The organism is Mucilaginibacter sp. (assembly GCF_039207105.1).
Taxonomy (GTDB): Bacteria; Bacteroidota; Bacteroidia; order Sphingobacteriales; family Sphingobacteriaceae; genus Mucilaginibacter.
The window spans coordinates 38,815-59,882 of the sequence record NZ_JBCECK010000018.1 but is presented as its reverse complement, the minus strand read 5'-3'; the positions used below and the strand labels follow the sequence as shown (position 1 = coordinate 59,882).

At 41.4% G+C, this 21,068-nt stretch carries 20 protein-coding genes; 15 read left to right on the top strand and 5 right to left on the bottom strand.

The genetic code is table 11. The features are described from left to right. The first annotated feature begins 143 nt into the window (after positions 1 to 143). The 3 genes from AAGC65_RS06060 to AAGC65_RS06050 all read left to right on the top strand — a co-directional run bounded on the left by AAGC65_RS06060 (position 144) and on the right by AAGC65_RS06050 (position 3,430). Positions 144 to 1,646 (top strand): polysaccharide biosynthesis C-terminal domain-containing protein, encoded by a 1,503-nt coding sequence (locus tag AAGC65_RS06060; protein ID WP_343111524.1) that lies wholly within the window; start codon positions 144 to 146, stop codon positions 1,644 to 1,646. A 95-nt stretch (positions 1,647 to 1,741) separates the two neighbouring features. After that, the gene (locus AAGC65_RS06055; RefSeq protein WP_343111523.1) at positions 1,742 to 2,515 is read left to right on the top strand and encodes a class I SAM-dependent methyltransferase; all 774 of its coding nucleotides are present in this window, start codon (positions 1,742 to 1,744) and stop codon (positions 2,513 to 2,515) included. Between the two features lie 15 nt (positions 2,516 to 2,530). Beyond that, positions 2,531 to 3,430, top strand: a complete 900-nt coding sequence (locus AAGC65_RS06050) for a sugar transferase (RefSeq protein ID WP_343111522.1) — start codon at positions 2,531 to 2,533, stop codon at positions 3,428 to 3,430. 81 nt (positions 3,431 to 3,511) lie between these two features. Here AAGC65_RS06050 and AAGC65_RS06045 read toward each other — a convergent pair whose 3' ends face one another. Then, positions 3,512 to 4,123 (bottom strand): hypothetical protein, encoded by a 612-nt coding sequence (locus tag AAGC65_RS06045; RefSeq protein ID WP_343111521.1) that lies wholly within the window; start codon positions 4,121 to 4,123, stop codon positions 3,512 to 3,514. A 469-nt stretch (positions 4,124 to 4,592) separates the two neighbouring features. Here AAGC65_RS06045 and AAGC65_RS06040 point away from each other — a divergent pair, with 469 nt between their 5' ends. Both AAGC65_RS06040 and AAGC65_RS06035 read left to right on the top strand, forming a co-directional pair. Next, the gene (locus AAGC65_RS06040; RefSeq protein ID WP_343111520.1) at positions 4,593 to 5,879 is read left to right on the top strand and encodes a glycosyltransferase; all 1,287 of its coding nucleotides are present in this window, start codon (positions 4,593 to 4,595) and stop codon (positions 5,877 to 5,879) included. Further along, complete coding sequence (locus AAGC65_RS06035) at positions 5,872 to 6,624, top strand: glycosyltransferase family 2 protein (protein ID WP_343111519.1); 753 nt, start codon at positions 5,872 to 5,874, stop codon at positions 6,622 to 6,624. Before AAGC65_RS06040 ends, AAGC65_RS06035 begins: the two co-directional genes overlap by 8 nt. A 61-nt stretch (positions 6,625 to 6,685) precedes the next feature. Here AAGC65_RS06035 and AAGC65_RS06030 read toward each other — a convergent pair whose 3' ends face one another. The 4 genes from AAGC65_RS06030 to uvrB all read right to left on the bottom strand — a co-directional run bounded on the left by AAGC65_RS06030 (position 6,686) and on the right by uvrB (position 12,063). Continuing rightward, positions 6,686 to 9,163 carry a YfhO family protein gene (locus AAGC65_RS06030; RefSeq protein ID WP_343111518.1) on the bottom strand — a complete coding sequence of 826 codons (2,478 nt, stop codon included), beginning with the start codon at positions 9,161 to 9,163 and terminating at the stop codon, positions 6,686 to 6,688. A gap of 86 nt (positions 9,164 to 9,249) precedes the next feature. Then, positions 9,250 to 9,546: a hypothetical protein gene (locus AAGC65_RS06025; protein WP_343111517.1), complete on the bottom strand. Its 297-nt coding sequence runs from the start codon at positions 9,544 to 9,546 to the stop codon at positions 9,250 to 9,252. Between the two features lie 5 nt (positions 9,547 to 9,551). Beyond that, positions 9,552 to 9,809 (bottom strand): DUF4834 family protein, encoded by a 258-nt coding sequence (locus AAGC65_RS06020; RefSeq protein WP_343111516.1) that lies wholly within the window; start codon positions 9,807 to 9,809, stop codon positions 9,552 to 9,554. Positions 9,810 to 10,038: 229 nt separating this feature from the next. Further along, positions 10,039 to 12,063 carry an excinuclease ABC subunit UvrB gene (uvrB, locus tag AAGC65_RS06015; protein WP_343111515.1) on the bottom strand — a complete coding sequence of 675 codons (2,025 nt, stop codon included), beginning with the start codon at positions 12,061 to 12,063 and terminating at the stop codon, positions 10,039 to 10,041. A 161-nt stretch (positions 12,064 to 12,224) separates the two neighbouring features. Here uvrB and upp point away from each other — a divergent pair, with 161 nt between their 5' ends. From upp to AAGC65_RS05965, 10 genes are all read left to right on the top strand, one after another. Next, entirely contained in the window at positions 12,225 to 12,869 is a 645-nt protein-coding gene (gene upp / locus AAGC65_RS06010) for a uracil phosphoribosyltransferase (protein WP_343111514.1), read from the top strand. A gap of 96 nt (positions 12,870 to 12,965) precedes the next feature. Further along, positions 12,966 to 13,439, top strand: a complete 474-nt coding sequence (locus tag AAGC65_RS06005) for a RidA family protein (protein WP_343111513.1) — start codon at positions 12,966 to 12,968, stop codon at positions 13,437 to 13,439. A gap of 157 nt (positions 13,440 to 13,596) precedes the next feature. Further along, positions 13,597 to 14,304 carry a YjjG family noncanonical pyrimidine nucleotidase gene (locus AAGC65_RS06000; protein ID WP_343111512.1) on the top strand — a complete coding sequence of 236 codons (708 nt, stop codon included), beginning with the start codon at positions 13,597 to 13,599 and terminating at the stop codon, positions 14,302 to 14,304. Then, positions 14,301 to 14,822, top strand: a complete 522-nt coding sequence (locus AAGC65_RS05995; protein WP_343111511.1) for a DinB family protein — start codon at positions 14,301 to 14,303, stop codon at positions 14,820 to 14,822. The genes AAGC65_RS06000 and AAGC65_RS05995 overlap by 4 nt, the downstream gene beginning before the upstream one ends. Positions 14,823 to 15,079: 257 nt before the next feature. Next, positions 15,080 to 15,934, top strand: a complete 855-nt coding sequence (locus AAGC65_RS05990; protein ID WP_343111510.1) for a UDP-2,3-diacylglucosamine diphosphatase — start codon at positions 15,080 to 15,082, stop codon at positions 15,932 to 15,934. Positions 15,935 to 16,137: 203 nt separating this feature from the next. Beyond that, entirely contained in the window at positions 16,138 to 17,139 is a 1,002-nt protein-coding gene (locus AAGC65_RS05985) for a glycosyltransferase family protein (RefSeq protein WP_343111509.1), read from the top strand. Positions 17,140 to 17,185: 46 nt separating this feature from the next. Next, entirely contained in the window at positions 17,186 to 18,172 is a 987-nt protein-coding gene (locus tag AAGC65_RS05980; RefSeq protein WP_343111508.1) for a DUF6427 family protein, read from the top strand. Between the two features lie 45 nt (positions 18,173 to 18,217). Further along, positions 18,218 to 18,910, top strand: coding sequence for a phosphoribosylformylglycinamidine synthase subunit PurQ (purQ, locus tag AAGC65_RS05975; protein ID WP_343111507.1), 693 nt, complete (start codon positions 18,218 to 18,220; stop codon positions 18,908 to 18,910). Further along, positions 18,910 to 19,638: a type III pantothenate kinase gene (locus AAGC65_RS05970; RefSeq protein WP_343111506.1), complete on the top strand. Its 729-nt coding sequence runs from the start codon at positions 18,910 to 18,912 to the stop codon at positions 19,636 to 19,638. Before purQ ends, AAGC65_RS05970 begins: the two co-directional genes overlap by 1 nt. Before the next feature lie 7 nt (positions 19,639 to 19,645). Then, positions 19,646 to 20,965: a hypothetical protein gene (locus AAGC65_RS05965; RefSeq protein WP_343111505.1), complete on the top strand. Its 1,320-nt coding sequence runs from the start codon at positions 19,646 to 19,648 to the stop codon at positions 20,963 to 20,965. Positions 20,966 to 21,068: the final 103 nt, after the last annotated feature.

Here is a 21,068-nt window from a genome sequence, read left to right as displayed (position 1 = left end):
CGTGAGGAGCGAAGAGAAATCTTATACGCCCTGTAATTGCAGGCGATGCATGACGCAAAAGATTTCTCACCTTTGCCCGTGCTTCGGCCATTACCAAAGGTTCGAAATGACAGAGGGAGATAAAGTATAAACTAACATATTAAATGAACCTATTACAAAAGCAGGGCTTTTTAAATACCTTAATACTGTATGGCGGTGTTGCCCTGGGCTTTGTTAATGGCGTATTTTTGTTTCAGCGGTTTTTAACGCTCGAACAAATTGGCTTTTTTCAACTGATGTTAACCATATCGCTGCTTTATGCTCAAATAGCCGCGCTTGGTATCAGCAACATTATTTTAAAGTATTTCCCATACTATCGCAGTGAGGATAAAGCGCATGGGGGCTTTGCTACCTTTGCCGCTTTATGGACCTTACTCGGTTTTACAGTGTTTACGCTGTTGATATATTGCTTCAGAGAACCTTTATTAAGCCATTACAGTAAAAGTAAGGGCGGTACTTTATTGGTAAAGTATGCCTATTTTATTATCCCGTTATCATTTTTAACTATGGCTTATGCCACGCTCGAGAGTATGGCATCTACCGTGTTTAAAAATGTACTGTCGTCCTTTTTGCGGGAAATTGGCCTGCGCATGTTTACGCTGATCAGTATTTTACTGCTTGCCATTACCGCTATCAGCTACCATGATTTTCTGCTTATTTATATCATTGCCAACATATGTATAATAGTTGTTTTGCTGATATACATAGCCAGGGGAAAACATTTCAAGCTGTCGCGCATATCTCCCCGGTTGTTAACTGATAAGGCGAAGTTTTTTAACTATGGGTTTTACACGGTTTTAAGCGGCAGCTCCTACGTGCTTATCCAAAATTTGGATAACATTATGCTGAGCCTGTTAACCAAACAATCTTTAGCTTATGTTGGGGTTTATGCTACGTTTTTCAGCATAGCGGTGGTAATCAGTCTGCCGGCCAAGGCCCTTAGCCGTACCTCGCTGCAAATTATAGCCCAATCATGGGCAGAAAACGATCTGGCTAAGATCGGCAAGATCTATCATAAAACTTCGGTAGTACAAATGCTTATCGGCTGTTTGCTGTTCATTGGTTTGGTATCAAACAAGCTATTTATTATAACGTTGCTGCATAAGCCGGAATATGCAGGTTTTTTCGGCGTGTTTGTTGTGGTAGGGTTGGGTTTTTTAGTAGATATGACCGGCGGGGTAAATGGTTACATCATGAATTTTTCAAAATATTACCGCCTTACCACCGTATTTATTGTTGTAGCAGTTATAGCTTGTGGCGTGCTAAACTGGTTGCTTATTCCGCGCTTAGGGATGATGGGCGCAGCCGTGGCCTACGTGCTTACCATATTTTTGCTTAACCTTGCCTACACTTTATTTGTAAAGATAAAATTTGGATTGCAACCCTTTGGACGTGAGCACTTATGGGTATTGCTCATGAGTACAGGCTGTTTATTAATAGGCCTTTACCTACCGGCTATTAACAATGTTTACATCGATATGGTGTACCGCAGTATCATTATCGGTATTATATATGCCGCTATGGCTTATTTTTTAAAAATATCGGCAGATATCAATGTTATATTCGACCGTATTTTGAAGAAAAAAGAGCCCGGTGCTAATGTTTAAATTTTATTACAATTTTGCACCTTTGGCTGCCAAAAAATAATTTTTTATTTATTTGAAACAGAAACTAAAGGGTATAGTTTTACATTCGTAAACCCATGCAGGAATCAATAATTAGCGGTAACGTAAAAACCGCGTACGATCAGTTTTATGAAAAGCACGATGAGGCCTGGCGCACGCTGAGCGGCAAGTACAAGGGGCAGCACATTATTGATGTGTGCCGCGGCCTTACCTTTAAAAACGTACTGGAGGTTGGCGCCGGCGATGGCAGTATACTGAAGTATTTATCTGAACATAATTTTGCGCCCGAATACCAGGCAGTAGAGATATCGCAAAGCGGGGTTGATTATATTCAGTCGCGCGGTATTAAAAACGTAACATCGGTACAGGTATTTGATGGTTACAAGTTGCCTTTTGGCGATGATAGCTTCGATCTGATCATCCTGTCGCACGTACTGGAGCATGTTGAGCATGAACGCCTGCTGCTGCGCGAGATCAGGCGGGTAGCCAAACATTGTGTTATTGAAGTACCGCGCGATTATAAATTTAATGTGGATACCCGCATTAAGCATTTTTTGGCTTACGGGCATATCAACATGTACACGCCAACATCGCTGCGTTACCTGTTAAGTACCGAAGGTTTTGAATTGGAGAACGATCTGGTATCGCTCATTGATCCGGAAGTAACTAAATTTAACAGTTACGTAAATCAGAAGAAAAAGAAGAGTTTACTTACAAATTTACGTATCACTGCCGAGTTTAAAGTGAAGCAAAATTTGAGTAAAATCTTCGGAAAAAAAGTAAGTGAACAATTTGCGAACGCTTATACCGTTTTGTGTAAAAAAGCCAGTCAGCAACCCGAATTATTCTGAATTTTTTGATTACCCATGCAGCAACTTGCCCCTATTGCGTTATTTGTTTATAATCGGCCCGACCATACGCGCCGTACGCTGATCCATTTGCAAAAAAATGTACTTGCAGACGAGTCAAGATTATATATTTTTTGCGATGCCGCCAAAACCGATGCCGACCGCGAAAAGGTGGAGCAGGTAAGGCAGGTAGTTAGAGAATCATGGGCTTTTAAATCGGTAAAAATTATTGAGCGCAGCCAAAATCTGGGCCTGGCCGACTCAATCATCAGCGGGGTTACCCAACTGGTATATGAGTACGGCAAGGTGATCGTTTTTGAGGACGACCTGCTGTCATCGCCCTATACACTGGAGTATTTTAACGAGGCTTTAACCTATTATGCCAGCCAGGAAAAGGTGATGCACATAGGAGCGTACATGTATAACCTGAAGGATAAGGGCCTGCCCGAATCTTTCTTTTACCGTGCGGCCAGCAGTTGGGGCTGGGCAACCTGGGCACGTGCCTGGAACCATTTTGAACCCGATATTGATAAGTTGATAGCCAAGTTTGATACGATGGATATCATCCGCTTTTCTATCGAGGGGAAAATGAACTTCTGGCGACAGGTGCAGGAGTTTAAAGCCGGTAAAAACAATTCCTGGGCCATACGCTGGTATGCCTCTATATTTTTAAAAGGCGGCCTTACGCTAAACCCGTCACGTTCGCTCATCAACAATATCGGACATGATGGCACGGGTGTACACTCCAACCGCGAAAATATGTATGATGTACATATCTCCCAGCAACCCGTAAAAAAATTCCCCGATGTAATAGAAGAGGACGAAAGAGCCTACCTGGCCATCAAAAACTTCCTGGCCCACCGCAAAGGCAACCTGCTGAGGCGCATGGTACGCTATGTGAAGCAAAGGATGGGGTAAGGTAAAAATATTGCGCTCGTGATCTTGTGCTCGTTTATAACGAGTGCTTAAAATGGATTTACGTTTAAACGTAAACCTTTTTTATAAATTTTCTTTGCTACCGCAAGCGTCCCGCTTGTGGTTATCAGACTGGAATTCTACAGAGAGCCACAAGCGGGACGCTTGCGGTAGCAAGGGGGAGTGTAGAGGCTGCTTGCTATAGTTGGTGTGTTTTATAAACTCCCTGAATTTTTTTAAAAGTTGCTTATTAGCATATAGTTGATACCAATACATTGCCGGACCAAGCAATAAGAAAATATAACCGGCTTTTAATGTATCTGCTTTTACTGTAAGTCCGGAGTAATAGCAAATTAGTGCCAATAATCCTGCGCACAAGTAACCTATACTTAACATTCTTAAGTTGTTGTTAGCCTTAATGCTTAAATCTATAATAGAATATTGTTTATCCTGCTTAATAGTTCCATTTAGAATACTGAGCCAACTATTTCCCGGTAGTATAGTGATTTGCGAAACAGGATAAATTTTAAAAGATATTATTGAATGATTTGTAGTGTTAAACTCAGCTTGTTCATTAAAATATAATTTTATTTGTTCAATAAGATGTTCTGGTGTTTTAGAACTGTGATAACTCATCTCATTCCCGGATTGTATTTTTAATTTCTTTCTGCTTATGTTTTCGTAATAATTCTTCATTTACTTTTTCTAAGATAAACTAATATTTTATGTTTAAAACACTTGCTTGTCTGGTCCAATTATGAAGTTGGTTCTAAAGCGGAACGACTGCTTGTACCTTAAGGATTAATTCCGTATCTTTATACAAACAATAGCCCGGTACGCTGATAAAGGATGTACCGGGCTATTGTTTTAAAAAGCCGGAAACATCCGGAAGTAGCAGATATTTGTTCAGTGTGTTGATTATGAGTATTTTATAACTTTTTAAACCTCAAAAAACCATCTCAAAACAAGTGAAAATTGGTTAAAAAGCGCTAAAAACACTCAATTTTCATCAAAAAGTGACCGATTTTGTGAAATTTTAACGAGATAATGTGTTAAAATAAAATTTTAAAAAGTTTTAGTCGGGTAATATATCATCAAAAATCAGGACAAGTTTTTGCCCCGCAAATGTTCTTATGGTTATTGCGAATAAATGTATTTTTGGGCTATGTTAAAAGTAGTGCATCTGAACACTTATGATGGCAATGGCGGCGCGGGCCGGGCCTGTATGCGCCTGAACCGGGCACTGCTCAGCCAGGGTATCGACTCAAAAGTTATTGTTCATTATAAGTTCGGGAAAAATCCGCAGGTACTCACTTTTAATTCCAACCCGGTACAAAAAGCTTATACGGCAGCTACCATCATCCTGGAGCGACTAAGGGCCAAAAAATACCTGAAACCCTTATCGCGTACGCCGTTTTCCTTTACCTGGTTTGGCCGTTCGGTTATTCACAACCAGGAAGTTAAAAATGCCGATATTATACACCTGCACTGGGTTAATCACGGGTTTTTAGATCCCCGGCATATTGCTGAGATCGCCAAGCTAAACAAACCTGTAGTATGGACTTTCCATGACAGCAATGCCTTTACCGGCGGCTGCCACGTACGCTATACCTGCGATCATTACATGCGCCAGTGCGGCAATTGTCCGTTGTTGATCGAGGCTTTGGAAAATGATCTGTCGCACCGGATCTGGCAGCAAAAACATGAGGCTTATAAAGTGCTTGATTTTGCCATCGCGGCCCCCAGTTCGTGGATGAAACAATCGGTACTGACCAGCAGCCTGATGCGGGGTAAACTGGTAAAACAATTGCCCAACACACTTGAAACAGCTATTTTTAAACCAATAGATAAAGAACAAGCAAAACAACAGGCTGGCTTGCCTACAGACAAATTTATTTTTCTGAGTGGTTTTATGCCCTCACGTAAGGATCTGCATAAAGGCACCCAATACCTGCTGGAAAGCATGGAACTGCTGAAACAGCGTTTAGGTGCTGAAGCCGATCAGATAGAACTGGTTGTATTTGGTAACCGGGGTACAGAGGGGGTACCTGATTTTCCATTCAAGACCAGCTTTTTGGGTACTATTAATAACGATGAACAACTGGCGCTGCACTATGCCGCTGCTGATGCTTTCCTGATTCCGTCGCTGGAAGATAATCTGCCTTACACCGTGATGGAGAGCCTGGCCTGCGGAACGCCTGTAATAGCGTTTACAACGGGCGGTATACCCGATATGGTGAAGCATGAACACAATGGCTATCTTGCTACCTATCGTTCATCTGAGAGCTTTACAGATGGCATGGAGTGGGTTATCCGGCATCCGGACAGTGATAAACTGCAACAGCAAGCCCGGCAAACTGTAATGGATACTTTTTCGGAAGAAGTTATTGCCAAAAAACATATCGAGCTATACCAGGAGCTGTTGAAGCATAAGGGAGGCAGCCATGTTTAATCCAAAGCTTACGGTAATTACCATTGTGTACAATAATGTGCGCGATATTGAACGTACCATGCTTTCGGTTCTGGGGCAAACGTATGCCAATATTGAATATATCATTATAGATGGTCTTTCAAATGATGGCACTTTGGAGGTTATCAATAAATACGGGGATAGGATCAGTAAAATCATCAGCGAGAAGGATAAAGGCATTTACGATGCCATGAACAAAGGTCTGGCCATAGCCACCGGCGATTATATCATATTCATGAACTCGGGCGATGAATTTTATGATGCCGGTACCGTGGCTGCGGTCTTTGCCGCTGCAAATGATGCCGATATATATTATGGCGAAACAGAAATGATTGATGACGCCGGCCAAAGCCTGGGCCAGCGCAGGCATAAGGCCCCGGCTAAATTTACCTGGCGAGGTTTTAAATATGGCATGAGTATCAGTCATCAGGCTATATATATTAAACGGGCACTGACCGAACCTTATGACAGCAAATATCAGTTAAGTGCCGATATTGAATGGATAATCCGCGCGGCTAAAAAGGCTAAAACCATTGTGAATGTAAACCGGTACGTGGCCAAATACCTGGTAGGGGGTATGTCAAAAAAGAAACACCGCCAAAGCCTGGAAGAGCGTTTTGATATTATGAAACGCTATTACGGCTTGATCCCGACCGTATTTAACCATTTTGTGATCGCTTTTAACCTGGGCTGGTACTGGCTCAAAAACAGGCGCACCAACGATTAAATAGCCCACAAAAAAAGCGATGAGTTAACCCATCGCTTTTCTATATCTCTGCTTAAAAGCTTTATACCTTTTTAGCTGCCGGCTTTACTTCCGGTTTCTTTTTGTTTTCGGTATAAAGGGCGCCTCCAAGAGCTAATACCAATAATATAGATCCGGCTAATGAAATGTTTTCTCCGGCATAGTATGATGTTGGATGGAAGATAAATTCAATCTTGTGGTTACCAACAGGTATCTGCGCGGCACGCAAAAGGTAGTTGGCGCGGAAGTATGGTTTCTCTACACCGTCAATCAGCATTTTCCAGCCTTTGTCATAATAAATTTCTGAGAAAACAGCTATCTGTGAAGCGGTAGAGCCGCTTTCATACTCTAAATGATCAGGTGAATAATGAGTAAGGGTGATTTTTCCGGAAGGATCGTTCCCTAATTGTTTTTCATCAATAGCACTTTTGTACTGCTTGTCAACAATGGCTTCATCTTTAGGCGAAAAGCTGCTGATAGCCTGCATTTCCTGGTCAGCATTGTCGGCAAATTTAATACTCTTCACAAACCAGGCATGGCCACAAGCTGTTAGGTTAGCCTGCATCTTTAAATTTTGACTTTTAGGGTCGGCTGAAATAATATATTTAGTGTTCAGCATATCCAATACATCCTGGTTAACGCTTTTGGTAAACTGTTCATCAACAACTTCCTGGAAGCGTTTTAATCTGGCAGCCGAATACCCGCCGATTGATTTGTAGAAAAATGGAGTAATGCCATCGCCAGTTATAGACTGTGTAAGATCGATCACCCGGAAATCAGGGTCTTTATCTTTCAAAATGAACTGATCAACTTCACGGGGTTGTGGTGCATTGTTATCCTGCTTGGCAGCAAAGCTGTCTGAGTTCAGATAGCGTTTGTCAACCGTCCACATATCTACCAGGATCAGTGCTAAAAAGGCAACTGATAAAGTGGTGACATTGATTTTCTTTTTGATAAATGCCCATGCAATTCCAAAGGTTAAGGCTACAAAAATAAGTGACCGTACAGCATCGGCTTGTGCAATTGAAGCCCTGTCCTGAACCAAAGCCTGTGCTAATGAACCTGCAGTAGCGTTATCAATTTTTAGCATCTGCGATAGCTGGTCAATATAACCCTGCTGATTGCTTGTTTTAAATGATAATAATAAATCGGGTATTACAGCGATGATCAAAGTGATACCACCCGTAATGTAGAATGTGATTTTTAATTTCTTGAATAATTCAGCCTTGTTATCATTAACAATGGCCTCATTTACGGCCAGTAAAGCCAATATCGGGAAACATAAACCAGCTACAGCCAAAATTGATTCAACGGCCCTGAATTTATTATAAAGCGGGAAATAGTTAAAGAAAAGGTCAGAAACATAAGGCCAGTTTTTACCGAATGATAATAGCATGGTAAAAATCACAGCCCCCAGTAGCCACCATTTGATGCGGTTTTTTACAATGAACAAACCCCATACAAACAAGAAACAAATAACGGCGCCAAAGTAAAACGGACCTTCGGTAAATGGTTTTTCGCCCCAGTAAAGCGGCATGGCATTTTGTGATATGTATTGCGCCTGATCAGCAGGGGCTCCTTTTTCAACCAGAGCTTTTACAACATGCGAATCTTCATTAGCCGGACCTCTGTTGCTGCCACCGTAGGCATTGGGTATTAAAAACGTAATACACTCGCCAACGCCCTGGCTCCATTGATAAGCATAATCTTTAGGTAAGCCGTTACTTGGTTCGGTAGTATGCTGTGTTAAATTTGATTTTCCGCGAATAGTATCTTTACCATATTCATAAGTGCTCCATAGCATGGAGGCATTTACAGCAATTGCCAATAACACGGCAGCGCCTACATATCCCGCCGATTTAATAAATGCAGCTGTGGTTTTATTTTTAATGGCATGATATAATTCAATACCTAACAATATCAGTAATACGAGCAAAAGATAATAAGTCATTTGAACGTGGTTAGCCCTGATCTCTAAGGCTAAGGCCAATGCGGTTAAAGCAGCTCCGGTTAAATGTTTTCCCCTTAAAATAAGTAGTATACCCGCCAAAATAGGAGCAAAAAACGCTATGGCAAATGCCTGGTTAGCGTGCCCTGCAACAAGTAATATAATATTATACGATGAAAAGGTAAAAGCGACAGCACCAGCCGCAGCCAGCCAGGGATTTAGCTTTAATACACAAAACAGTAAATAAGTGCCCAGTAAAAATATTAGGATGGTACCTACCGGATTTGGGAACGAATAATTGATAGCGTTAATTACCCATGAAGTAATATTAGCTTTATATGGAGCCCAGATTTGGAAGGCTGGCATACCGCCATGAATCTGGTTGGTCCAGAGTATTGTAGTATCTTTAGCTTTGTAATCGTTAATTTCTTTTTGGGTTGATTGTGCTCTTGTAACATCATTTTGCCCAATTGTTTTTCCCTGAAACGCGGGGGTAAAGTAGATAAAGCATATCACTAAAAAAATTGCAGCTATTACAAAGTGAATGCTATTGCGCTTGAACCAGTTATTCATTTAAGTTTTTTGAAATGGATAATATATATTCCTCAAAAATAGAAATTTGAATGAGAATAGGAATTATTAGTTTGTAAAGGAATTGCTTAGCAGTTGAGGTCACGACTGCGCATCAGGAAGTATAGTAAAAGTAAACCGCCTATGCTTATAATGTATGCTATAGTCTGCGCTTTGCCGTAATCTTCACGGTATTTGCGGATGCTGAAAAAGTTGTAAATGGCCAGAGCGCCTAAAATCACCCAGAAGAAGGTATTGATCTTGGCGCAGGTAGCAAATAGCTGTATAGCAACTACAAATACAATGTAGTTGGTAACAATCAGGGTAATAGATTCAGGAGTGTTATTGTGATTGGGGCGTCGTTTATATAATTCTTCCGGTAGCATACGAATTATTTTATCTCTTCGTAATCAACAAATTCACCTTCAGAATCAGGAACGGTACTTTTTTTGCCCTGTGGGATATAATCAACCTTAATAGCGCCTTCCGGTCTTTTGGACTGGCGTTGCTGCTGCTGCTGATTTTGATTGTGTTGCTGTTGCGCCTTATTTACCACACTCTCAAAAAGTACAGGTAATAAGTACCTTGCCAGGCTGCGTATTATATATAATACACAAATGGATATGAGTAAAAAACGAATTAGAAGCATCTGATTAATTTTTTTAGCTTACAAATATAAGTTATATAACGTTAAAATTGTTTTATTAATATGCGGAAGGTGTTCAATGTGCAGATATGCAAATTTGCGGATGAAAAACGGATTTGCAGATATGCAAGTGTGCGGATGTGTAAATGAAATCCATGAATTAAATAATGTAGTTTTTCATTTGCACATCCGCATATTTATACATTCGCACATCTCCTTTTCATTCGCACATCTAAAACTTCTCCTCCATCATTTTTTCAAGCGCGAACATTTCATCGCGTAGTTTGGCGGCCAGTAAAAAGTCCATGTTTTTGGCGGCTGCCAGCATTTCTTTCTTGGTGTTGTCTATTGATTTTTTCAGATCAGCCTTAGTCATGTACTGCACTATTGGGTCGGCCGCCAGTGATACGGTGTCGGCCTCCACATAAGCTTGCTGTACGCCACCTTTAAAATCAACAACCGATGTTTGCTCCATGATCTCCTCACGGCTTTTACCCACTGTTGTTGGTACTATGCCATGTTGGGTATTATAATTAATCTGAATTTCACGGCGGCGATTGGTCTCGTCAATCGTGATCTGCATGGAATCGGTTATTTTATCAGCGTACATGATTACCCGGCCACGGTCATTACGGGCGGCGCGGCCGATGGTTTGTATCAATGATCTTTCCGAACGCAGGAAACCTTCCTTATCAGCATCCAGAATGGCTACCAATGATACTTCCGGTAGGTCAAGCCCTTCGCGCAGCAAGTTGATACCTATCAGTACATCAAACTCGCCCAGGCGCAAACCTCTTAAAATCTCCACCCTTTGCAGGGTTTTTACTTCTGAGTGTATATAACGACATTTGATGCCCAGCCTGTCCATGTACTTGGCCAGTTCTTCGGCCATGCGCTTGGTAAGAGTAGTAACTAAAACGCGGTCGCCCATTTTAATGGTTCTGTCTACCTCGTCAAGCAAGTCATCAACCTGGTTTATTACCGGGCGTATCTCAATAACCGGGTCAAGCAGACCGGTAGGGCGTATCACCTGCTCCACTACAACACCGCCCGATTTTTCCAGTTCAAAATCGCCGGGGGTCGCGCTTACATAAATGGTTTGGGGCGCTAGCTTTTCAAACTCCTGGAAGTTGAGCGGCCGGTTATCCAAAGCGGCAGGCAGGCGGAAACCATAATCAACCAAGGATATCTTGCGCGACCTGTCACCACCATACATCGCCCTGATCTGCGGAACGGTTACGTGGCTTTCATCAATAACCATCAGGTAATCATTCGGAAAATAATCCAGCAGGCAAAAGGGGCGCGCGCCGGGTTGGCGCCCGTCAAAAAAGCGCGAATAATTTTCAATGCCCGAGCAATAGCCCAGCTCGCGTATCATTTCCAGATCGTAGTTAACCCTTTCTTCCAGACGTTTGGCTTCCAGGAAGCGCCCATCATCAATAAATTGCTTTTTGCGGGTCTCCAATTCTTCCTGTATGGCCCAGATAGATTGCAGAAAGCGTTCACGCGGGGCTACGTACAGGTTGGCGGGATAAACCACCATATGCGTCATTTTTTCGAGGGTTTTGCCGGTGCTTATATCAAAGCTGCTGAGCTCTTCAATATCATCGCCAAAGAACGAAATCCGATAGGCGTAATCCAGGTAAGCCGGGAAAATATCAACCGTGTCGCCTTTTACCCGAAAGGTACCTCGTTTAAAATCGGCCGTGGTGCGTGCATATAAAATCTCTACCAACCGGTGTAAAAATGCATTGCGGCTTACGCGGGTACCTACAGCGAATTTAAAAACCGACTCGGCAAAATCATCAGGATTACCCATACCGTATATGCATGATATGGACGATACTACGATAACATCCCTGCGACCTGACATCAAAGCAGAGGTAGTGCGCAAACGAAGTTTTTCTATCTCTTCGTTTATCTGCAGATCTTTTTCAATATAAGTATTGGTTGTGGGGATAAATGCTTCGGGCTGGTAATAGTCATAGTATGACACAAAATAGTTCACCGCGTTTTCAGGGAAAAACTGTTTGAACTCGCCGTAAAGCTGTGCCGCCAGCGTTTTATTATGACTTAATATTAATGTTGGCTTTTGCGTGCGCTGTATGACGTTGGCAACCGAAAAAGTTTTACCCGATCCGGTAACGCCCAGCAGGGTTTGAAAAGGATCGCCATTATTTACACCTTCAACCAGTTGCCTGATGGCTTCGGGCTGATCGCCGGTGGGTGAGTATTGTGAAGTTAAATTAAAATCCATGTTACTATGTAAAAATACGAATAATCTGTCAATAGGTTTTTGACAGATCAAAATAAGTACATGATAATGACAACCGTATGGCAACAGTGCTTTGCCAAAATAAACCGATTATTTTCAAACACAGCATGCCTTATTGTGGTTTAAAAGAATTAAATTTAAGCATGATTTTTATCCTGAATAAAACAAACTCTGTGGCCAATCAATTTTTGGCCCAACTGCGGGATGCCGATATTCAGCAGGATAAAACACGGTTCAGGTATAACCAGGAAAAGCTTGGGCAAATATTGGCCTATGAGCTTAGTAAAACCCTGAAGTACGAGGCCAGAGAAGTACAAACATCACTGGGTACAGCTACCGTAAATACGCTTACTGACGAACCTGTGCTGGGAGTGATTATGCGGGCAGGCTTACCCTTTCAGGAGGGTTTTCTGAATTATTTTGACCAATCGCCCACTGCATTTATTACCGCTTACCGCAAGGTAAAACGCAACGGAAGTTTTATCATTCAGGTAGATCATATATCAACGCCAAACCTTGACGATAAGATATTTATTTTGTGCGATACCATGCTGGCCACCGGGCAAAGCATTGTAATGGTTTGTAAAGAACTGATGGCTCAGTATAAAATTAAAGAACTTCATATAGCCGCAGTTATTGCCAGTACCGAAGGTGTGGCCCATGTGCGTGCCAATTTACCTAAGGCTAAAATATGGGTTTGCGCCATTGATGAGGAAATGACCAGCAAGGCCTACATTGTACCCGGCCTGGGTGATGCCGGCGACCTTGCCTTTGGCGAAAAAGCCTGATAAATGTCAAATTTGGGATTTCGGATGTTCGATTTCTGATTTGGCTGAGGAATACTTTAGCTTTGGTTCAAAAATAACATTATCTATCTTCCTCTAATGAAAAAAATAATCCTTCTGCTGCTGCTTTTATCATCAAAAGCAGCTTTTTCGCAAGTCGATCAATCAATCGTAAAATTCAAGAATCCATCATCGGTAAATGCACCGAATGGATATTCGCATGTTGTTCAGGTTGATCTGGGCAATAGTACCATGCTCATTATATCCGGGCAAATAGCCTTAGATAATAAAGGTAACCTGGTTGGTAAAAATGATATGGCCAAACAAACCGAGCAGGCTTTTTTGAACATCAAAAGCATTGTTGAAGATGCCGGTGGCAATATGAACAATGTAGTTAAGCTGGGCTATTTTGTTACCGATATTTCGCAGATCAAGGCAGTGCGTCAGGTGCGGGATAAGTTTGTAAATGTTCAAACTCCGCCTGCAAGTACTACCGTACAGGTAAGTAAATTGGTTCGGGACGATCTGATGATTGAGCTGGAAGCAACCGCGATTATTCCCAATAAAAAATAAACAAGGGGTTTAATAGGTTATCTGTATTTTTGACGTTGAATAAGCAAGCCTCACCCAACCCTCTCCAAAGGAGAGGGCTTCAAAAGCTTTTACACTCTCCCCTTTTGGGGGAGATGCAGAGGGGCTTCGCGTAATAATAATGTACAGGTAAATATTTATGAATTCCGGAATAAAATCATACAAACACATCTTTTTTGACCTTGACCACACCATCTGGGATTTTGATAAAAATTCCGAGGAAACACTGCATGAGCTTTATCATGTTCATCAGTTGCATGCCATAGGTTTATCATCGGCCGATGTATTTATTGAAACGTATACCCGCCATAATCACCAGCTTTGGGCACAATATCATATTGGGAAGATCACCAAGGATGAATTACGCGAGGCAAGGTTTAAAAAAACATTTATAGAGCTGGGGCTTGATCCGGATGTTATTCCTGTTGATTTTGAGGATGCCTACGTGAAACTATGCCCAACCAAAACCAACTTGTTTCCGAATGTTCATGAAACTTTGCAATACCTGCAAGGCAAGTATACACTGCATTTAATATCAAATGGGTTTAAAGAATGTCAGCAGGTAAAAATCGCGGGCTCAAATTTGGCTGGTTATTTTCAACATATCATCGTATCTGAAGATGCCGGTGTAAACAAGCCCGATAAAGCCATATTTGAATATGCACTGAACCTGGCAGGTGCCAATAAGCACGAAAGCGTAATGATTGGCGATAGTTTAGAAGCCGATGTGTACGGCGCCCTTAATTTTGGTATGGATGCCATTTATTTTAATCCTTTTAATGCACCGCAACCCCAGGATGTGCCCGTGCAAATTACTCACTTAAAAGAGCTAACTTTAATGCTATGAACATAGCCCGGGAATACAGAGCCATTGAAGCGGCATTAAATATTTATCGCGAACAACTGGATGTTATCCCTGACGAAATATTTTCCGAAACTCCGGCCGATGGGAGCTGGTCGTTCTCCGAAGTTTACAGCCACATCATGAAAGCCTCTTTAGGTTCATTGATAGCGATGGAGCGTTGCTCAAACAGCAACTGCCCGCCAACCAACAAAGGGCTATCCTTACAGGGGCATTTTGTTTTAACGTTCGGCTGTTTCCCGCCTGTAGGTATCAAAGCTCCGGCTGGAACTGAGGGCAACAAGATCACGGAAGAAGAGGCCCGCAACCTGCTGATCAAATTCAGGCAGCGGATAGAAAAAGTGATGCCGATGGTAGCTAATTCACCGGCTAAGGTACGTTATGCTCATCCAAACCTGGGTATGCTTAATGCTAGGGAATGGTTTAAGTTTACCCGCATACATCTTGAACACCATTTGAAACAATTGGAGCGGATAAAAAAGAAATTTCACCTCCGGAAGTAACCTTTTACATTTAATAAAGTCTTAACAATTAGATAATTTAGTTTACCGACATTTGTTAAAATCATTATGTGATGAATTTTGAATACGCATATCTGGTTGTCATAGGATTGCTGCTATTGGTTGGCGCATTCTATATGAGCCCTTATGAACTAAATGTTAATGAAGACGAAGACGACGAGTAATCGTTTGTTAAGCATTTCAAATGATAAAGTTAAGCGGCAATATCTGCCGGATGAGCAATTAACCCCCCAATTTTAATGTCGAAACGTGAAGTTGATATCGTAGTAATATCTGACGTGCACCTTGGTACATATGGTTGCCATGCCAAAGAATTGCTTAAATATTTAAAGAGCATCAAGCCTAAAATGCTCATCCTGAACGGCGATATTATTGACATTTGGCAGTTCAGTAAATCGTACTGGCCAGAATCGCACATGAAGGTAGTACGCCGCATACTCAAATTTGTAACGGATGGTATCCCGGTACATTACCTGACTGGTAACCATGACGAGATGCTGCGCAAATTCACCGATTTTAACCTGGGCTCATTTCAGCTGCTTAATAAAATTGTATTAAATATTGATGGCAAAAAGGCCTGGATATTTCATGGCGATGTGTTTGACGTTACCATGCAACACTCCAAATGGCTGGCCAAGCTGGGTGCGGTAGGGTACGATTCGCTTATCCTGATCAATAGCTTGACCAATTGGTTTTTGACAGCCTTGGGTCGTCAAAAAATGAGCTTTTCACAAAAGGTGAAAGCTCGGTTTAAAGAAGCTGTAAAGTTTATTAACCAGTTTGAACAAACCGCCGCGGATCTTGCCGTTGATAAAAATTACCAGTATGTAGTTTGTGGCCATATTCACCACGCCGAGATTAGGACAATTGAAAATACTGACAAAACAGGTTCTGTATTGTACCTAAACTCAGGCGATTGGGTGGAGAGCCTCACTTCGCTTGAGTATATGAATGGTGAATGGAAAATTTTTAAATATAGCCCTGACGACTTTAATACCGATACCGACGAAGATGATAAAACAGATGCCGAAGATCTGGATGCCAAGCTTGATGTTAAATCCCTCCTTGAACGCTTTAAACAGGAACCTCATTAATGGTATCAAGTAGTTAGTATCAAGTATCACGACTTTAAAAGGCTATTAGCTGGTTACAAGAAATCCTGATACTTGATAATAACTACTTGATACTAATTTGTAACTTGACCACCGCAACTAAAACTATGAATCATCACGTTTAAAACTTTTGTGAAGAAAGCTTATTTGGCTGCATTACAATAGTTTAAAACACTGTTACTATCATGAAAATACTTTTTGCCATACAGGGAACCGGTAACGGACATATAAGCCGGGCTCGCGAAATTGTACCTTTACTACAGCAATATGGCGAGGTTGACCTGTTAATAAGCGGCACCGAGGCTGAGGTTTCGTTAACGCAGCCACTTAAATACAAATTTCATGGTTTTAGCTTTGTGTTTGGTAAAAAAGGAGGGGTTGATAACTGGGCCACGTTCAAGATCATGAACCTGCCCCAGCTTTGGCGCGATATGCACAGCCTGCCACTAAGCCATTACGATTTAATTATTAATGATTTTGAACCGGTAAGCGCCTGGGCCTGCCGACTGCAAAAAGTGCCATCGGTATCTTTAAGTCACCAGTGTTCCTTTGTATCGCCAAAAACACCACGCCCGGCCAAATGGAATTATGCAGAGTGGCTGTTTAAATATTATTCGCCAACTACTTACCATGTGGGTTTTCATTTTGACCGGTACGATGATTTTATAAATACCCCGGTGATCAGGAGTGGTATCCGTGAAATGGAAACGGCAAATCTGGGGCATTATACGGTTTATTTGCCAGCTTATGATGATAAAACGCTGCTTAAGCACCTAAGTCTGACTGATGCTAAATGGCAAATTTTTTCAAAACGACAAAAAACACCCTACAGGCAGGGCAACATTGAGATATTCCCGGTAAATAACGAGGCTTTTAATAAAAGTCTGGCCAATTGCGAGGGTCTGCTTACCGGTGGCGGTTTTGAGGGCCCGGCAGAAGCATTGTTTCTGAAAAAGAAAGTACTTATGATACCCATGAAAGGGCAGTATGAGCAACAGTGCAACGCGCTTGCGGCATCAAAAATGGGTGTGCCCGTTGTTAATGAGATCAATGACAAATTCGCCGGCCGCCTGAATAACTGGATACAGGACGATAAAAAAGTGATCGTCAATTTCCCCAATGATACGGCCCGTATAGTTGATGATTTGATAAAGCGTTATGCAAAGCCACAAAGCATTGTAGCTTAAAAGGTTTTTGTGCTAATTTTACCACCCGAAAAACAGCACGCCCTATATGATCAATATTTTCAGAAGCTTTAACCCGCTAAATGCTTTATGGCTAATCGTAGTATTGTTCTTATCGCGCGTGGGTTATTTATTTCATGTACCCGGCAAGCTGGAGTTTATTTTTGTTGAGCCTTTTGCCCGGCTACTGGTACCTATATCATACGAGTATGCGCTTTCGCCGGTTGTCAATATCCTGCTGGCTTCTGTATTTGTTTTTGCACAGGCGCTACTGCTCAATTACCTGATCAATTTTTATAACCTGTTAGGCAAGCCTACATTTTTACCGGCACTGATGTATGTTACGCTTTCGGGCTTGTTTGCACCTTTTTTGGTGCTAAGTGCTCCGCTAATCTGTAATTTCCTGTTGATATGGATGTTGTTTAAGCTATTTAGCCTGTATAAAGGAGATGATGCAAAATCTACCGTTTACGATTTGGGCATGATCGTGGCACTGGGCACACTGTTGTATTTTCCGTTCATTTATTTGTTTTTGGTGATCTGGATTGCACTGGTACTTTTTAAGCCCTTTAACTGGCGCGAGTGGGTTGCTGGCCTCATGGGCTATGGTACGGTGTTTTTCTTTTTGGCTGTATTATATTATCTGAACGACAGGCTTTCGGGCTTTTCAAACATCTGGCGACCTCTGGCCACCAAGTTTCCTGATCATATCCAAATTAACTCATACAACTATTTGTTGCTGGTGCCTGTAATTATGATCCTGGTGCTCTGTTTTTTCAAATTGCAGCAAAATTTCTTTAAAAGCTACGTGCAAATACGAAAATCTTTTCAGCTATTATTTTTTATTTTTTTTATCACCGCATTTTCATTTTACGTGAATGCCTCATTCCACTTAAATCACTTTTTGTTGTGTATAGCGCCTGTTGCGGTGTTTTTTGCCTATTTTTTTCTGTACGCCACCCGCAAATGGTTTTATGAAAGTCTGTTTTTATTGCTGCTAATCAGCATTATCTGTTTTCAGTTTAACAATTTTTAACTTTTACATTCGTTCAAATTTCAGCGGTTATATTAGTTTTGTAACATGAAATTTGGAGTAGTTATATTTCCCGGATCTAATTGTGATGAAGACATCATATATGTATTAGAAAAAATAATGGGTCAGCAGGTAGTAAGGTTATGGCATAAAGACCATGATTTACAGGGTGTTGACTTTGTTGTTTTACCAGGGGGCTTTTCTTTTGGCGATTATCTTCGCTCGGGTGCGATATCCCGTTTTTCACCAATTATGCAGGAGGTTATCCAGTTTGCAGCAAAAGGTGGCTATGTAATGGGTATCTGCAACGGTTTCCAGATACTAACTGAAGCCGGTTTGTTGGATGGCGCGTTATTGCATAATGAAAACCGTAAGTTTATTTGCCGCAATATTTATTTAAAGCCGCAAACAACTCAATCATTACTTACAGCTCAGTTGGTACAGGATCAGGCTTACAGAATCCCGATCGCTCATGGCGAGGGTAATTACTTTGCCGATGCCGATGTAGTGAAGAAGCTTAATGATAATGAGCAAATATTGTTCAGGTATTGTGATGAGGCCGGTAACATTGTTGCCGAAGCTAATCCTAACGGATCATTGCAAAACATTGCGGGTATCTGTAATGCAGGCAGGAACGTATTTGGTTTAATGCCGCACCCTGAACGTGCTTCTGACAGCCTGGTAGCTAATGAAGACGGACTGGCTATTTTTGAATCTATATTATCATTGGTGAAGGCCTGATGACCAATCTGGTTATCGATATTGGTAATACGTATACAAAAATCGCGGTTTTTAGGCTGGATGAATTACTGGTAGTTGATCAGTTTGAAACGGTTGACGCTACGGTGGTGGATAATTTTCTGAATAATTATAAAGTTGACAGGGCAATCGTATCGTCGGTTAAAAAACATACAGAGCCCTGGCAAATTAGTTTAGGCGAAAAAGTTCCGCTTACTCGTTTTAGTGCCCTGATTAAAACCCGTATACAAAACCATTATTTAACCCCTGAAACACTTGGTACAGATAGGTTAGCGGCCGTTATTGGCGCAAACCATATATATCCGGGCTTAAACAACCTGGTTATAGCCGGAGGTACGGCCATTACGTATGATTATATAGATGCCGGCGCAAATTATTTTGGCGGTAGCATATCGCCGGGTTTAAATATGCGTTATAAGGCTTTAAATTATTATACGGCAGGTTTGCCCTTGGTTAATACCGATGCAGACTTTAGTGCAGCCGATGGCGGTAATACCGAAACAGCCATACGGTCTGGTGTGCAAAACGGAATAAAATACGAATTGAGCGGGTTTATTGAAAGTTATAAAATTAATAACCCGCAACTAAATATTATACTAAGCGGCGGTGATAGCATTTTTTTTGATACTCTATTGAAAAATAGCATCTTTGCCCCCTATATTAAAATAGAACCTTATTTGGTTTTAAAAGGATTAAACGCAGCTATATAAAAGCATAATGATTAAATATACCAGGTTCTTAATAACATTTTTATTTGCTGTTATTGCATTTGCAGCACATTCACAATCAACCGCTACTTCAAGCTCGCCATACTCCAGGTTTGGTTTGGGGGATATCGACCCTCAGTTAATGCCTCAAAACGTGGCAATGGGCGGTATAGGCGTAGCAACAAACAAGATTGGTTATTTTAATAATATCAATGTTATTAACCCCGCCTCATACGGCGCGGTAAACCTTACAACCATTGATATAGGTATTTATGCTAACTTTTTAACCTTAAACCAAACCGGTTCGGCCAGCCAAAGCAATAGCAACTTCAGGCTTAGCCATGTGGCTTTCGCGATACCTGTAACCAAACGTTCGGCATTGAGCTTTGGTTTATTACCTTACAGCGAACGCGGTTATAATTATAAAAACTCAGTTAAAGGTTCAGGGGTATCATCACCAGCCGATACCAATGTTACCAATTATACTTACAGTGGTGATGGCGGTTTATCAAAAGCTTATTTCGGTTATGGTTTTGGTATAGGTAAGCACTTATTATTAGGTGGTAATGTATCATACATATTTGGTACCTTAAAAGATATAAGCACTACCGAGATCCCTAATCTTGGAGGAACCATCAATTCAAAAATTGAGCAAAGTAATTCAATAGGTGGTTTAAATTATGATTACGGTATTCAGTACTCGTTTGATTTTTCTGAAACAAAACACCTTGTTTTAGGCTACTCCGCATCGGCCAGCTCAAAGCTTAATTCAACAAGCAGTTTTATTGTGAGCCAATATACCAATGACGCAAGCGGTAACGAAGATATTCCGTTGGATAGTGTGATCAGCAAGCAGGATCCTAAATCAAAAATAAAACTGCCACAAACTAATCGTTTCGGTATATCATTTCAAAGCGATGGTAAATTCCTGGTGGGAGCCGATTATACGATGAGCAAATGGTCTAATCTGAGCATTGGTGGCGTAAACCAGGGCTTAACAGATAGTCGTACCATCAATGTGGGTGGTCAGTATACGCCAAACATAGCTACCTTGCGTAACTATCTTGCTTCTGTCGATTACCGTTTAGGTGGTATATATGATGAAACCTATATGGTGGTAAATAACACCCGGATCAAAAGATATGCGGTTACAGCCGGTTTAGGTTTGCCGTTGCGCCCTAATAATGGTAGTTTTTATAAAATAAATATTTCGACAGAGGTGGGCAGAAGAGGCTCCTTGGTGAATGGTTTAGTACGGGAGAATTATGTGAATATTCACCTGGGCTTTACCCTGAACGACAGGTGGTTCCAGAAATATAAATTTGATTAATCTGAATAGTGAGGCGTGAAATGCGGGATATGAGATATGGGATACAAACATTGTTTAGCCTCAAAGAGTTGAAATATAAACTATCACGCATCAGAGTATCTGT

What these genes read in the sequence shown, in the direction of transcription:
- upp (WP_343111514.1), top strand. Translation starts at nt 12,225, where the DNA reads ATGATTTTTATCCTGAATAAAACAAACTCTGTGGCCAATCAATTTTTG.
- AAGC65_RS05990 (WP_343111510.1), top strand. Translation starts at nt 15,080, where the DNA reads ATGTCGAAACGTGAAGTTGATATCGTAGTAATATCTGACGTGCACCTT.
- AAGC65_RS05995 (WP_343111511.1), top strand. Translation starts at nt 14,301, where the DNA reads ATGAACATAGCCCGGGAATACAGAGCCATTGAAGCGGCATTAAATATT.
- AAGC65_RS05970 (WP_343111506.1), top strand. Translation starts at nt 18,910, where the DNA reads ATGACCAATCTGGTTATCGATATTGGTAATACGTATACAAAAATCGCG.
- AAGC65_RS06050 (WP_343111522.1), top strand. Translation starts at nt 2,531, where the DNA reads ATGCAGCAACTTGCCCCTATTGCGTTATTTGTTTATAATCGGCCCGAC.
- AAGC65_RS06000 (WP_343111512.1), top strand. Translation starts at nt 13,597, where the DNA reads ATGAATTCCGGAATAAAATCATACAAACACATCTTTTTTGACCTTGAC.
- AAGC65_RS06005 (WP_343111513.1), top strand. Translation starts at nt 12,966, where the DNA reads ATGAAAAAAATAATCCTTCTGCTGCTGCTTTTATCATCAAAAGCAGCT.
- AAGC65_RS06030 (WP_343111518.1), bottom strand. Translation starts at nt 9,163, where the DNA reads ATGAATAACTGGTTCAAGCGCAATAGCATTCACTTTGTAATAGCTGCA.
- AAGC65_RS05985 (WP_343111509.1), top strand. Translation starts at nt 16,138, where the DNA reads ATGAAAATACTTTTTGCCATACAGGGAACCGGTAACGGACATATAAGC.
- uvrB (WP_343111515.1), bottom strand. Translation starts at nt 12,063, where the DNA reads ATGGATTTTAATTTAACTTCACAATACTCACCCACCGGCGATCAGCCC.
- AAGC65_RS06055 (WP_343111523.1), top strand. Translation starts at nt 1,742, where the DNA reads ATGCAGGAATCAATAATTAGCGGTAACGTAAAAACCGCGTACGATCAG.
- AAGC65_RS06020 (WP_343111516.1), bottom strand. Translation starts at nt 9,809, where the DNA reads ATGCTTCTAATTCGTTTTTTACTCATATCCATTTGTGTATTATATATA.
- AAGC65_RS06060 (WP_343111524.1), top strand. Translation starts at nt 144, where the DNA reads ATGAACCTATTACAAAAGCAGGGCTTTTTAAATACCTTAATACTGTAT.
- AAGC65_RS05965 (WP_343111505.1), top strand. Translation starts at nt 19,646, where the DNA reads ATGATTAAATATACCAGGTTCTTAATAACATTTTTATTTGCTGTTATT.
- AAGC65_RS06045 (WP_343111521.1), bottom strand. Translation starts at nt 4,123, where the DNA reads ATGAAGAATTATTACGAAAACATAAGCAGAAAGAAATTAAAAATACAA.
- AAGC65_RS06040 (WP_343111520.1), top strand. Translation starts at nt 4,593, where the DNA reads ATGTTAAAAGTAGTGCATCTGAACACTTATGATGGCAATGGCGGCGCG.
- AAGC65_RS05980 (WP_343111508.1), top strand. Translation starts at nt 17,186, where the DNA reads ATGATCAATATTTTCAGAAGCTTTAACCCGCTAAATGCTTTATGGCTA.
- AAGC65_RS06035 (WP_343111519.1), top strand. Translation starts at nt 5,872, where the DNA reads ATGTTTAATCCAAAGCTTACGGTAATTACCATTGTGTACAATAATGTG.
- AAGC65_RS06025 (WP_343111517.1), bottom strand. Translation starts at nt 9,546, where the DNA reads ATGCTACCGGAAGAATTATATAAACGACGCCCCAATCACAATAACACT.
- purQ (WP_343111507.1), top strand. Translation starts at nt 18,218, where the DNA reads ATGAAATTTGGAGTAGTTATATTTCCCGGATCTAATTGTGATGAAGAC.